Raw genomic sequence first — 12,689 nt, 5'->3', positions numbered from 1 at the left:
ATTGAACTTGAGTATAGGGTGATAGCGGGCAAGCAGCGCCGACGGCGCCAAGATCGCTCGTGGGTGCGGAGGGCTGGCATTGTCCCATCCCCCCGCGTGGACCTTACCAATTGGTGTGAGAGCCGTCGTCGCGTTTCAGATGGGGCATTTCGACAAACTGGAATTCGCCAGCCCCCGCAAGAGCCTCCTCGTCAATTTCGATCCCGAGCCCGGGCGTGGTGGGGACCGGGTAGCTCGTGCCATCCAGTTGCGGACGGCTGCGGAAGATGCCGCTGTCATACCGGCGATATTCCTCGCCAGGGCTTTCGCGGCACTCGAGCCATGCGAAATTCGGCACGGCGGCGGCGAGATGCAGACTCGCGGCGATACAGATCGGGCCCAAAGGATTATGGGGCATTAGATCGATGTAATGCGCCTCGCACCAGCCGGCGACCTTCATCGCCTCAGTGAAGCCACCGACATTGCAGACGTCGACCCTCGCATATTCTGTCAAGCGCTGCTCCACGTAGGGCAAGAACTGCCATTTCGAGGAGAACTCCTCACCGACGGCAAAGGGCACGGAGGTCAGCCGGCGCAGAGCTGCATAGGAAGCCGGGTCCTCGTCGCGTATCGGCTCCTCGACGAAATCGAGCGTGCCGGCCGGCATCCGTTGGCACAAAGCGGCGGTCTCCGCCACCGTCAGCCGATGATGCAGGTCAATGCCCAGGCATACGCCGATACCCAACTCCTGACGCAGGCGTGGCAACCACTCGGCGTAGCGCGCAACGGCTTCCCAGGGTTCGAAACGCGCACCCGGCGCGCCGACATCGACGAGCAGGCGAATGCAGGTCCAGCCGGCATCGCGCACCGCGCGGCCGCGCTCCAGCACCACATCGAGGGTGCTGCCCTTCAATGAGGCGAAGGTGGGCACATGGTGGCGATGCCGGCCGCCGAGCAATTCATAGACCGGCACGCCAAGCGCCTTGCCCTTTATGTCGTACAGCGCGATGTCGATGGCCGAAATGGCCGCCGTCAGCACGCGGCCGCCCTCGAAATACTGGCTGCGGTACATCTCCTGCCAGAGCGCGCCGATGGCAAAGACATCCTGCCCGATGAGAAATTTCTCGTAGTGCTCGATCACGCCCATGACGGCGCGCTCGCGCGTGGCGAGGCCGGATTCGCCCCAGCCGTGGATGCCGGCGTCCGTCTCCACCTTGACGAGGAGCTGATTGCGATCGCCAATGCGGACGGGAAAGCTGCGGATTGCCTTGATCTTCACGATCTTACTCTCTGCTGATGGACTGGCCTATCGGCCATTATCGAAGCTTGAACCGCGACAGCGCGTCGTCGCGCGAGCGCTGGACGTGCTGACGGGCCAAACGGCCGGCAGTTTCGACGTCACGGGCCTCGATGGCGACGACGAGCTGGTTATGTTCGTTGATGATTTCTTCCAGGCGTCCTTCAGCGTATCCGGTCTGCCCGCGCAGGGAGTAGATGAGCTCCCAGCCTTGATCGAGAATACGTGCCGCCTCAGCGTTGCGGGCCAACTCGGTGATGCGTCCGTGAAATGCGAGGTTCGCAGCCATGAGGGCGCGAAAGTCGCCGCTCGCCGCCACTTCGGCATGTTTAGCGGCGAGCGGGCGCAGGCTGGAGAGTTCGGCATCGCTTGATCGTTCGATGGCGCGCCGAACCAGGAGCTCCTCGAGCATCATGCGGATATCGAACATGTTCTCGATGAATTGATGATCGATCTTGCGCACGGCCGCACCGCGGTTGGGCTGCAATTCGACGAGCCCCTCCGAACTCAATTTCACCAGCGCGTCGCGGATCGGCATCTGGCTGACGCCGAAGCGATCCGACAGTTCGCGCAGCTTGAGCCGTGTTCCGAAGGGAAGATCCCCGCTTAGGATTTCCTCGCGCAGGCGCTGCGCCAGCCGCGCGACGATCGTCTCACTGAGCAGACGATCATCCTCTCCGCCGGCTGCCGCGGTCGCGGTAGCAACCATCGTCATCGTGTCGCTCCTTCGGTGGCCTCATCCGCGATCCAGGCTGGCACGCCGCCCCGTGCCCGGTGGCAAGCGACCTGATGCCCAGTTCCATGTGCGGCAAGGGCGGGATCGCTCGCTTCGCATAGCCCCGGGCGGAAATGCAGGCAACGCCCGGCGAACAGGCAGCCTGGCGGGTCGGTGAGCGGACTGACCGGCTCCCCGCGCAAGACGATGCGCTGCGGCGCGGGCCGGTCCCGGTTCGGATGCGGCGCGGCCGAGAGCAGCGCGCGCGTGTAGGGATGCAAGGGGCGGGCGAACAGAACATCCGCTGGCGCCACTTCGATGATCCGCCCCGCATGCATCACCGCGATACGATCGGCGAAGCGTCTGACCACGCCGAGATCGTGGGTGATGAAGAGATAAGCGAGTTCGTAGCTGCGTTTCAGGTTGCCGAGCAGGTTCAGGATCTGCGCCTGCACAGACACGTCCAGCGCGGAGACGGCCTCATCGCAGATGACCAGTTGCGGCTGCAGGGCAAGAGCCCGCGCGATGGAGATGCGCTGGCGCTGACCGCCGGAGAGCGCCGCGGGGAAGCGCTGCAGCATGTCGGTGTTCAGTCCCACCTGTGCGATCAGAGCCTCGACGCGGCGGTGCCGTTCCTGACTATTGCCAACGCCGTGTACTTTGAGGGGCTCGGTCAGGATATCGGCGATTCGCTTCCGACGATTGAGGGAGGAGTAGGGGTCCTGAAAGACCATCTGCAGGCCGCGTCGTACACGGCGCATGCCAGCCCGGTCGGCTCGCAGAATATCGATACCATTAAACCGCGCCTGTCCCGCAGCCGGCACGAGCCGCGTGATGGCGCGCGCGAGTGTGCTTTTACCGGACCCGGATTCGCCCACTAAAGCCAAGGTCTCGCCCGCTACCATGGTGAGGGACACCTTGCGCAACGCGCGGATTGGCGTGGGCGCGGCGAAGGGATGAGGGCGTGGCCCGCGCAATGTCACGGAGACATCATCGAGTTCGAGAAGCATGCTCATGCCGGTACCTCGGGGTTGAACAACCAGCAGGCGACGTCATGCGCGGATGCGCCGGGAACAGATGCCATTGGCGGCCGGGTCGCGCAGCGCGCGAACGCGCGGGGGCAGCGCGGGGCGAAGGCGCAACCCGGCATGTCCGGTCCATTCGCGGGGGGCGTCCCCTCTATGGTGCGGAACTCCACGCCTTCGCCCATCCAAAGGCTCTGCACACTGGCCAGAAGCCCGGCGGCATAGGGATGCGAGGGATGATCAAGGAGCGCATCCGCCGGACCGACCTCCACGAGTCGCCCTGCGTACATCACGGCCACCCGATCCGCGATAAGGTTCAGGAGCGCGAGATCATGGGTGATCCAGATGAGGCTGAGACCGCGTGAGCGCCGAATTGAGAGGATGAGGTCGACCACCTCGGCCTGCACTGTCGCGTCAAGGGCTGTCGTCGGCTCGTCCGCGATCAGGAGTTCGGGATCGCAGGCGAGCGCCATGGCGATGGTGATCCGCTGCAGCATGCCGCCGGAGAACTGGAAAGGATAGAAGGATAGTCGCCGCTCTGCGTCGGTGATGCCAACCTCGCCGAGGAGGCGCAGAGCCCGCGCACGCGCTGCCCGCGCGTTGAGACGCAGATGTTGGCGCATGTGGTCCGTGAGCTGACGCTCGATGGTCAGGACCGGGTTGAGGGCGACCATGGGGTTCTGAAAGACGACGCCGATCCGCCTGCCGAGCACACCGGCTTGCTTTCCGTTCAGCTTGCCGAGATCCGTACCGTCGAGGCGCACATGACGCGTCTCGACCTCGGCCGTTTCCGGATCGAGCAGCCCCACGGCGCCCATGGCTGTCGTGCTCTTTCCGCTGCCGGATTCTCCGACGATGCCGAGCGCCTCGCCGGGGGCGAGACGGAAGGATACGTTATCAACGGCGGTCTTGCCGCCAAATCGGACGGTGAGACCTTCGACCTCGAACGAGGCGCCTGCCGAGACGGGGCGAGCCTGTGCTGCTGCGGTCATGGTCGTCATCTCTGCGGATCCAGGCGTGTGCGCAGGCCATCCGCGGCGATATTCAAGGCGAGCACGACGGCGGTGATCGTGAGACCCGGCGCCAAGGCGTACCAGGGGGCGGATACAGTATAGGCGCGGGAATCGCTCAGCATCGCGCCAAGGGATGGGCGCGGCACTTGTACGCCGAGGCCGATGAAGCTCAGCCCGGATTCGGTGAGAATGGCAATGGCGAAGTAGAGCGTCGCCTGCACCACGACCGGGGCCAGGATGTTGGGCAGAAGATGGCTCATCATGATCCCCAGGGGGCCGACGCCAACAACCCGCGCCGCATCGACATAAAGTCCTTGCTGTTCCGAGAGAGCCGCGCCACGGGCAATCCGCGCCATCTGCGGCACACCGACGATACCGAGCGCGATCGTCGCGCTGACCGCGCCGGGACCTATGATCGCCGCGACGCCGATGGCGAGCAGCAGGGAGGGAAACGCCAGCAGCGCATCAAGTCCGCGCATGATGACCGAGTCGCTCCAGCGGCCGAAATAGGCGGCGGCGAGGCCGAGCGGAACCCCGATCGCGAGCGAGGTCAGGACGGCCGCGCCCGCGATGACCAGCGAGACCTGCAAGCCCCAGAGGGTTCGCACGAAAATGTCGCGACCGAACTGGTCCGTGCCGAACCAGGCATCGAACGAGGGTGGCATGAGGCGCGCCGCCGACATCTTGGTGTAGGGCGCGAAAGGCAGCGCGGGTGTCAGAAGCGCCAGGGCCCCGACGATGATGAGAAAGGCGACCGCGATCAGGAAACCGCGCCTGCCCCGGCTCTTTTGCTCAATGCTGGGCATGGCGAATTCTCGGGTTAAGAAGCCCGTAGAGGAGGTCAACGACGAGATTGGCGAAGACAAAGCCAAACACGGCGATCAGCAGAACCGCCTGGATGACCGAATAGTCGCGGTTGCCCATGGCGGAGACGAGCAGGGAACCCATGCCCGGCCAGGAGAAGACGATCTCGACCAGGGCCGCGCCGCCGATGAGGTTTCCAAGAAGAATGCCGGAGGCTGTCACGGTCGGGATGAGTGAGTTGCGCACGATATAATCGCGGGCCACCACAGTCCTGGACAGTCCCTTGGCATGGGCGGCGCGCACATATTCGGCGCGCCGCGTTTCCTGGATGCTGTCGCGCAGAAAGCGCATGATCACTGGTGCGTTGGCGATGGCGAGTGTCGCCACAGGCATGGCGAGGCTCGCGAGCGCCCCGCCGACCCCTTGGGAAAAGGGCACACGCCCGGCGGGTGGAAGCCATTTCAAAGACACGCCGAAGACGGCGACGAGCAGCATGCCCGTCCAGAACATTGGCGCCGCCAGCCCGAGCGCCGCAACCGCAGAGATCAGCCGGTCAAACAGAGAGTCTGGACGCAGGCCCGCAAGGGTGCCAAGCAAGCCGCCCAGCACGAGGCTCGCGAGGAGACCGCCGAACGCCAGTTCGAGCGTCGGCGCGATACGCTCGCCCATGATGCGCGACACCGGCAGCCCGCTGACCATGGATCGGCCGAGATCCCCCATGAGCAATGCCCCGAGCCACTTCACATATTGCGTGGCATAGCTCTCATCGAGCCCAAGCCGGCTTCTGACGGCCGCGATCGTCTCGGCGGTCGCATCGTTGCCCGCCAGCATGGTCGCGGGGTCTCCGGGAGACAGCCGCATGCCGACGAAGATGAGCAACGACGTGATGAGCAGGACGGGAATGGCCTGAAGAAGCCGTTTCAGGATGAAGCCGAACATGAATGATCCGCGATGCCGGGATGAACGGTCGTCGACGCGTGCGGGGGATGTCAGCGCGTGACGTCGACCTGCTGCAACTGCGAGAAGCCGGAGCCATCCATCTCGAAGTTCTTGACGGCGTCGATCATCGGGATGGGCCGGAACTCATGGGCGAACGGCAGCATGAAGGCTTCATCGGCGATGAGCTTAGAAATATCGGCATAGATCGCCTTGCGTTCGTTCAGATCCAGCGTTTTGCCTGCCTTCTCCACCAGCGCCTCGAAGGCGGGGCTGGTGAACTTGGTGCGCCCCTTGGTCGGCCCGTAGATCGCGCTCGGGATGATGAACTGCGGATCGTTGCCGCCTTCGATGTAGTTGTGCAGCAGCATGTCGAAATTGGCGCCGAGGATGAGTTCACGCGCCTTCGCAGGTTCATAGGTGGCGATGTTCAGGGTGATGCCGAGTGCAGCCAGATCCTCTTTCAGGATCTGAGCCGTATCGACACTGCCGGGCGCGTAGGAATCAGTGGAAGTGTTCACCGTCATGGTGAAAGGCCCTACGCCCGATTCTTTCATCAAGGCCTTGGCTTTCTCGAGATCATAGCCGCAGAGCTTGTCGACTGCCGGCGCATAGGCCCAGTGGCTTTCGGCCCAGGGCTGGCAACTCGGCGCGGCAAAATCGTTGTAGACCACCGACGCGATCATATCGCGGTTGATGGCATGGGAGATCGCTTGGCGCACCAGCTTGTTGTCGAGCGGCGCGCGCGACGTGTTGAGGGCGAGATAATGGCTGCGCGGCGCGCGCTTGATGCGCTCGATCTTGGTGCCGGCGGCATCCTTCAACTGGGCGAGCGCGAGGGGGCCGGCGGTATAGAGGACATCAACGGCCCGCGTCTGGAGCAGCGCGGCGCCGGCCGCGTCGTCCGGCACGATACGCACGGTGATGCGATCGGGCTTGGTGCGATCGTTGCTCCAGTGGTCGGCGAAGCGCTCCATGGTGTAGGACACCCCCGGGGTCCAGCTCTTCATGATGAACGGCCCACTGCCGGCATCTTGCTGGGCCATGTTCACGACAGCCTTTTCGTCGAGGATGAACAGCGCGCTCAGGAGATCGTAAAGGCCCGGCGCCAGCGACGACAGGGTGAGCTTGACGGTGCGGTCATCGAGCGCCTCGACATCCTTCACCGCGCTGAGGCGCGCGAGGAGGTTCGCGGCGTTGGCGGGGTCGAGGTGATAACGCACGCTGTAGACCACATCCTGGGCGGTCAGGGGCCGGCCGGAATGGAACTTCGCCGGACGCAGCTTGAAGGTGACTGACAGCCCGTCCGCCGAACGCTCCCAGCTTTCCGCGAGCGATGGACGCGGCTGGCCATCAGGCCCGATTTCGACAAGCGTGTCATAGAGCTGGTGCAGATAGGATGTGTTGGGGGCGGAAAAGCGCGTGGGATTGAAGCCCAAAGGGTCCGCGCCCTGCGCCAGGACCAACTCCGTCGCCGCCTCGTTGGCCGAACCCTTGGCCGGGACTTGGGCCGAATTCTGGGCCGATGCCATGTGTGGCCACGCCACGCAGGCGAATGCCGCCAACGCAATGGCTCCCTTGAGAGCCGGCTTGTTGAACATGTGAAATCCTCCCTGAGCCGCTTGAGCAGCCTTGGGAGTTGAATATTTGATAAAATATGGAGCGTCAATGGATTTGATAAAATATTGAATTAGCGAGATCCCTCCCCAAGAGGGAAGGGATTCGCGCAATGATGTGATCTTAGACCCCATCCCCATGGGCGGCTTCGTTGATGACGAGTGTGGGCATCTTCGAGAAATCGACGGAGACAGGGCCCCTTGGGCCGAGCGCGAGCTGCAACGTGCGGATCACATGCACGAGCCGGCTGACCGTCTCCCGCGTCGCTGGATCATTCTCATCCAGGTCAAGCGGTTCGAGACAATATCCAATGATCTGCTTTGGTCTTTCATAGGAGGTCATCATAAGTCTCCTGGTCACTGGGATGGCTACGGACGGAGGTTCGGGCGGAGCTCAAGACGGGTCTCCAAACTTTCGTCATCTGGAGACGCCTTGTGTTCCGTCGCGCTTCGCAGCGCTGGCGCGGCCGTTCAGGCCGCCGCGAACTGGTTCATGGTGTTGGCGTGGCCGCCCGCCTTCAGGGCGCGCTCGCCCGCGACCATTTCCTTGAAGCTGTCGCCGAGATCAGAACCCACTTCGTGCTGATGCTTCACGGCCGAGATGCCGCGCCGGATTTCCTCACGCTGCACCGTGTTGACGTAAGCCTTCATTCGGTCCGCGCCGAAGTAACCCTGGGCGAGTTCGTCGACGCTCTTGGCGGTGAGGTGGAATGTCGGCAGGGTGATCAGATTGTGGAACACCCCGGCTTCAGCTGCGATGTCGGCCTGGAAACCGGCGAGCCGGGCATCAGCCTCACGACCAAGTTCGGTGTCGTCCAGCTCGGCCTTCATCAGGGCGTTCCCCTCCGGATAGGTATCGGCGCTGATCCGCCCCGCGGCCAGCCACTCCGACCGCACCTGCTTGCGGATGTTCAAGGTCCAGTTGAACGACGGCGAGTTGTTGTAGGCGAGCTTTGCCCCCGGCGCCGCTTTGCGGATCTCGGCCACGATCGACGCGATTTCGGAGACATTCGGTGTGTCGGTCTCGATCCAAAGAAGATCCGCGCCGCCGTCATTGATGAAGGCAATGCAGTCCTCGATGACACGCGCCCGTCCCGAACCTTCGCGGAACTGGAAGAGGCCGTTGGCAAGCCGCTCGGGCCGCACCAGCTGGCCTCCCTGCCACAGCGCCACCTCGCCCTCGCGCAGGGGCTTTTCCTCGGTCACCGGCTCCGTCCTGAGCCATTTCGTATATTCGGCAGCCAGATCGCCGGGCCGTTGGCTGACAGGAATCTTCTGGGTCAGCCCTGCTCCGAGGCTATCCGTACGGGCTACGACGATGCCATCGGTGACGCCGAGTTCCTCGAAGGCGAGGCGGCAAGCCCGAAGCTTCTCGATGAAATCCTCTCGGGGGACGGTGACCTTCCCGTCCTGATGACCGCATTGCTTCGCGTCGGAGACTTGGTTCTCGATCTGCAGACAACAGGCCCCGGCCTTGATGAGCTCCTTCGCGAGCAGATAGGTTGCGTGCTCGTTGCCAAAGCCCGCGTCGATATCGGCGATGATCGGCACCACATGGGTCTCGAAGCCGTCGATCGCTGCGATTACCTCTGTCTCCGCCTCGGCATCGCCGGCGGCGCGCGCCGCCTTGAGTGCGCGGAATAGATCGTTCAATGCCACTTCATCGGCCTGCCGCAAGGAGACATAGATTTCCTCGATCAGGTCGGCGACCGCCGTCTTTTCATGCATCGACTGATCGGGCAGATGGCCAAAGCGATTGCGCAAACCCGCGACCATCCACCCCGACAGATAGACATAGGCGCCACGTGCGGTGCCGCGCAGCCGCTTGACCGCCTTGATCATCTGCTGTGCATGAAACCCGGACCAGCAACCGAGTGACTGGGTGAACTGGGAAGTATCCTCGTCATACAGCGCCATATCGCGGCGGACGACCGTGGCCATGGCGCGGGCGATGTCGAGATGGGTGTCGAAGGTGTTCTGCAAGCGAAGCTGCACGATGTCATCCACCGTGATCCCGCCGGGGCCCACGCCTGAGGGATAGCGGGAGAGAGCCTCCGCCTTCAGCTCGGAATAGCGTTTGCGCGGGCGCGCGCCCGTTCCGGCGGCGCTCACCGTCTCAAGGCCCCGGCCGGATGCGAAACGGGGGCGATCTTGACGAATTTGGTCCAACACGGCTGTCTCCTCGTCCTCTTGGAGGTTTGTATATAGATTGACAGCGCGCCTCCGAGAGGCAAGAAATTATTGTAAATCAACGTGTTAATGTGAAAACTGATGTCAATCGTTGCGTGCGGAAGTGTCAATCTTGTAAAGACCGGCGAGGCGTCACAGCGCCATCCGGCCTGTCGGCCGGCGCTGTTTGCCCAGATCGTTTTGGGGAGGCGTGCGGCCTTCTCGCGAGGGCCGTGGCTCAGCGCTGGAGAAACGCTCTTGCAGTCGCTAGTGTCGACGAACGACTCCACGCCTCATGTGCGCAAGACAATCGACCGGGTGTAATGATCTTCCACGCCGACCTGCATATCCATTCAAAATATTCTCGCGCGACCAGTCGCGATCTTGATCTGGAACATCTGTTCTGGTGGGCGGCGCGCAAGGGCATCAGGGTTGTCGGCACCGGTGACTGTGTGCATCCGGCATGGCTCGCGGAGATCAAGGATAAGCTCCTGCCGGAAGGCAATGGGCTTTTCCGGCTGAAGCCCGAGATCGAAGCTGCCCTTTTCGAGACCCTGCCACCGGTTTGCCGTCAGCCGGTTTCCTTCATGCTCTGCACGGAAATTTCGACTATCTACAAGAAGGACGAAAAGACGCGGAAGGTCCATCACCTCATTTATGTCGCTGATATCGATTCGGCCGACAGATTGGCCGCACGCCTCGCCCGGATCGGCAACATCGCGTCGGACGGACGGCCGATACTCGGCCTCGACTCGCGCGACCTCCTGGAGGTGACGCTGGAGTCAGGGGGGAATTCCTACCTGGTGCCGGCGCATATCTGGACACCGTGGTTCGCGGCGATGGGCTCGCAGTCCGGCTTCGACTCGATCGACGCATGCTACGGCGACCTCAGCCAACACATTTTCGCGGTCGAAACCGGGCTCTCGTCCGATCCGGAGATGAACTGGCGCATCTCCTCCCTGGACCGCTTCCGCCTGATTTCCAATTCGGACGCGCATTCGCCCGGCAAGCTTGGGCGAGAGGCGACGCGTTTTTCCTGCGCGCCGGACTATTTTGCCATACGCCGCGCGCTGGAATCCGGCGAGGGCTATGTCGGTACGGTCGAGTTCTTTCCGGAGGAAGGCAAATATCACATGGACGGCCACCGCGCTTGCGGCGTGCGGCTCGATCCCAAGGAGACGATCAAGCTCGGCGGTCGTTGCCCCGTCTGCGGCCGATCCGTCACAGTCGGCGTGGCCCATCGCGTCGAGGCGCTCGCTGACCGCGAGGAAGGCGAGGTCGTTCCCGAGACGGCTGGCAAGGCGTCGAGCCTCGTGCCGCTGCCGGAAATCCTGTCGGAAATCGTCGGCAGCGGCGTCGCGTCAAAGAAGGTGGTGGGCGCCTATGACAGGATCATCGCAGCGCTCGGTGCGGAGCTGTCCGTGCTCGATGACCTTCCGGTCGAGGACGTCGCAAAGGTCCACCCGGTTCTGGGCGAGGCGGTGACCCGATTGCGCGCCGGCAAGGTCACCCGCACTGCCGGCTATGACGGCGAGTATGGCGTCATCAAGCTTTTCGACGAAGGTGAGATCGGCACAAACGTGGGTAGCCGCTTTCTCCTCGACGATGTCCCGGCTCAGCGCCGAGCCCGGCCAAGGAAAGCTCAGGCTTCTGAATAGCCGCAGCCAGGATCTCAGCACCGCCAATGCCGGCCTACGGGGCGGCTTCCGGTGCTGTCTCCTCCGGCGAGACGGGCGTTCTGGCCGGCCTCGACTCCGACCAGAGGCGCGCCGCCCAGACAATCAGGCCCCTGATCGTCATCGCTGGTCCTGGCTCGGGCGAGACGCGCGGGTTGACCTGCCGCATCGCCCATCGCGTTCCGGAAGGCGATGTGTCGGCCGGGTCCTGCGGCGAGCAGCCCGCATCCCGACATGTTCGGCGATGGGTGCCGGGGAGCTCTTTGCGAACGGGCTCCCGGCGCGGCCGAAAGCAGCGCTGAGGCGAGTGACTGGGCACTCGGGCGATAAAAGTGCCTCGCAACGCCGTGGAGCTGACGGCGAGCGGAGAAGATCTGGGGAGAAAGCGCAAGGCCGTGCGTCAGCCCAGCCTGTTTTGAACTTCGGATCGGAAATGATCTCGGCCAACCTCCAGGATCAGCCAGGGTGAGGTCGCTAGAGGCCAACCACCTTCCGCGGCCACGGATTCACGCCATCCCTGAGCCAGAGCATCGTATCGATCCAGAAATCGCCAGCGTGGCTGTCATGGAACAGCCTGAAGTGACCAATGGTCTCTCGCCCGAAGTCGTCGGGTGTCAGTGACACCAGCGTCCGCGGCGCTCCGGTGTAGTAGCCAAGCGTGCGCCGAACCGCGGCCAGGGTGCCGAGTTCGTCATCTGAGACCGACACGGCGAGGATCGGCGCTTTCACGGCGGCCATCCGGGCGAGCACCGCTTTCCTGTCGCTGCGGGGATGGCTGCGTTCGAAGCGGGGCCCGCGAAAGCTCCATTCGTTGGCCACGCCTGCGGGCAGATCCTCCAGCCAACCGAGCCTGCGGCCTGGGAAATAGCCTTGGAAAGCCGTGACGGCAGGCATGGCGACATGCCACTTGAGGAAAAGGCCGAGCCGTCGGCGCGCGGCATAATCTCCCCACCAGGCATATTGGGCGCCAACGGTCAGCAGCCTGTCTATCAGTGAGGCGCTTTCCGCCAGCCCCGGCAGGAAGCCGCCGATGCTGTGGCCCACAACGCGCAAGGGCGCGCCGCGCGCGCGCTCATGCATGAAGCGCAAGGCCGCATCGCAGTCCTTTTCGCCCCAGTCTCGCCAACGATAACCGCTGCCGCGCAGCCTGTCCGGACGCGATGCGCCGATCCCGCGATAATCAAAGGTGAGGACGTCGAAGCCCCGGTTCGCCAGGAACGACGCATAGCGGTGGTAATAGCGCGCCTGAACTCCCGTTGCCGGATTGATGACGACGCTGGCCAAGGGTGTGGTCGACGCCGACCAGAAGTGACCGCCGAGCCTCAGGCCGTCGCGGCAGGGGATGGTGACGGCCTTTGCACCAGCAAGCGGAAGTGCAGTGCTTACTGATGTCGTTTCGGGGGCGGCGGCTTCATCCATGGGGAGACAATAAGAAATCGCGGGTGGTGTGTATATTCAC

11 protein-coding genes are annotated in these 12,689 nt (G+C 63.6%); 1 reads left to right on the top strand and 10 read right to left on the bottom strand.

The window, feature by feature from the left end; translation table 11 throughout:
- Window positions 1–103 precede the first annotated feature (103 nt).
- The 9 genes from KIO76_RS05945 to KIO76_RS05905 form a co-directional block, all read right to left on the bottom strand.
- Window positions 104–1,258, bottom strand: a complete 1,155-nt coding sequence (locus tag KIO76_RS05945) for a mandelate racemase/muconate lactonizing enzyme family protein (protein ID WP_213321917.1) — start codon at window positions 1,256–1,258, stop codon at window positions 104–106.
- A gap of 37 nt (window positions 1,259–1,295) precedes the next feature.
- Window positions 1,296–1,991 (bottom strand): GntR family transcriptional regulator, encoded by a 696-nt coding sequence (locus KIO76_RS05940; RefSeq protein WP_213321916.1) that lies wholly within the window; start codon window positions 1,989–1,991, stop codon window positions 1,296–1,298.
- Window positions 1,988–3,007: an ABC transporter ATP-binding protein gene (locus KIO76_RS05935; RefSeq protein ID WP_249729503.1), complete on the bottom strand. Its 1,020-nt coding sequence runs from the start codon at window positions 3,005–3,007 to the stop codon at window positions 1,988–1,990. The genes KIO76_RS05940 and KIO76_RS05935 overlap by 4 nt, the downstream gene beginning before the upstream one ends.
- Window positions 3,004–4,017, bottom strand: coding sequence for an ABC transporter ATP-binding protein (locus KIO76_RS05930; protein WP_213321915.1), 1,014 nt, complete (start codon window positions 4,015–4,017; stop codon window positions 3,004–3,006). The genes KIO76_RS05935 and KIO76_RS05930 overlap by 4 nt, the downstream gene beginning before the upstream one ends.
- On the bottom strand, window positions 4,014–4,835 hold the full coding sequence (locus KIO76_RS05925; RefSeq protein WP_213321914.1) for an ABC transporter permease: 822 nt from the start codon (window positions 4,833–4,835) through the stop codon (window positions 4,014–4,016). The genes KIO76_RS05930 and KIO76_RS05925 overlap by 4 nt, the downstream gene beginning before the upstream one ends.
- Window positions 4,822–5,772 (bottom strand): ABC transporter permease, encoded by a 951-nt coding sequence (locus KIO76_RS05920; RefSeq protein WP_213321913.1) that lies wholly within the window; start codon window positions 5,770–5,772, stop codon window positions 4,822–4,824. The genes KIO76_RS05925 and KIO76_RS05920 overlap by 14 nt, the downstream gene beginning before the upstream one ends.
- A 50-nt stretch (window positions 5,773–5,822) precedes the next feature.
- Window positions 5,823–7,370, bottom strand: coding sequence for an ABC transporter substrate-binding protein (locus KIO76_RS05915; protein WP_213321912.1), 1,548 nt, complete (start codon window positions 7,368–7,370; stop codon window positions 5,823–5,825).
- 139 nt (window positions 7,371–7,509) lie between these two features.
- Window positions 7,510–7,728, bottom strand: a complete 219-nt coding sequence (locus tag KIO76_RS05910; protein ID WP_213321911.1) for a hypothetical protein — start codon at window positions 7,726–7,728, stop codon at window positions 7,510–7,512.
- A 128-nt stretch (window positions 7,729–7,856) separates the two neighbouring features.
- The gene (locus tag KIO76_RS05905; protein ID WP_249729759.1) at window positions 7,857–9,449 is read right to left on the bottom strand and encodes an isocitrate lyase; all 1,593 of its coding nucleotides are present in this window, start codon (window positions 9,447–9,449) and stop codon (window positions 7,857–7,859) included.
- Between the two features lie 428 nt (window positions 9,450–9,877).
- On the opposite strand from KIO76_RS05905, the gene KIO76_RS05900 reads away from it, so the two are divergent.
- Window positions 9,878–11,212, top strand: coding sequence for an endonuclease Q family protein (locus KIO76_RS05900; RefSeq protein ID WP_213321910.1), 1,335 nt, complete (start codon window positions 9,878–9,880; stop codon window positions 11,210–11,212).
- Window positions 11,213–11,704: 492 nt separating this feature from the next.
- On the opposite strand, the gene KIO76_RS05895 is transcribed toward KIO76_RS05900, so the two are convergent.
- Window positions 11,705–12,649: an alpha/beta hydrolase family protein gene (locus KIO76_RS05895; protein WP_213321909.1), complete on the bottom strand. Its 945-nt coding sequence runs from the start codon at window positions 12,647–12,649 to the stop codon at window positions 11,705–11,707.
- Between the last annotated feature and the right edge of the window lie 40 nt (window positions 12,650–12,689).

Source organism: Chelatococcus sp. YT9 (assembly GCF_018398315.1).
In the GTDB taxonomy this organism is placed as follows: Bacteria; Pseudomonadota; Alphaproteobacteria; order Rhizobiales; family Beijerinckiaceae; genus Chelatococcus.
This window is presented reverse-complemented; position numbering and strand designations above follow the sequence as displayed.

Bases quoted from the DNA above. Each gene is read 5' to 3' on its own strand.
- KIO76_RS05940 (WP_213321916.1), bottom strand. From the start codon at position 1,991: ATGACGATGGTTGCTACCGCGACCGCGGCAGCCGGCGGAGAGGATGAT.
- KIO76_RS05920 (WP_213321913.1), bottom strand. From the start codon at position 5,772: ATGTTCGGCTTCATCCTGAAACGGCTTCTTCAGGCCATTCCCGTCCTG.
- KIO76_RS05925 (WP_213321914.1), bottom strand. From the start codon at position 4,835: ATGCCCAGCATTGAGCAAAAGAGCCGGGGCAGGCGCGGTTTCCTGATC.
- KIO76_RS05915 (WP_213321912.1), bottom strand. From the start codon at position 7,370: ATGTTCAACAAGCCGGCTCTCAAGGGAGCCATTGCGTTGGCGGCATTC.
- KIO76_RS05935 (WP_249729503.1), bottom strand. From the start codon at position 3,007: ATGAGCATGCTTCTCGAACTCGATGATGTCTCCGTGACATTGCGCGGG.
- KIO76_RS05895 (WP_213321909.1), bottom strand. From the start codon at position 12,649: ATGGATGAAGCCGCCGCCCCCGAAACGACATCAGTAAGCACTGCACTT.
- KIO76_RS05900 (WP_213321910.1), top strand. From the start codon at position 9,878: ATGATCTTCCACGCCGACCTGCATATCCATTCAAAATATTCTCGCGCG.
- KIO76_RS05930 (WP_213321915.1), bottom strand. From the start codon at position 4,017: ATGACGACCATGACCGCAGCAGCACAGGCTCGCCCCGTCTCGGCAGGC.
- KIO76_RS05910 (WP_213321911.1), bottom strand. From the start codon at position 7,728: ATGACCTCCTATGAAAGACCAAAGCAGATCATTGGATATTGTCTCGAA.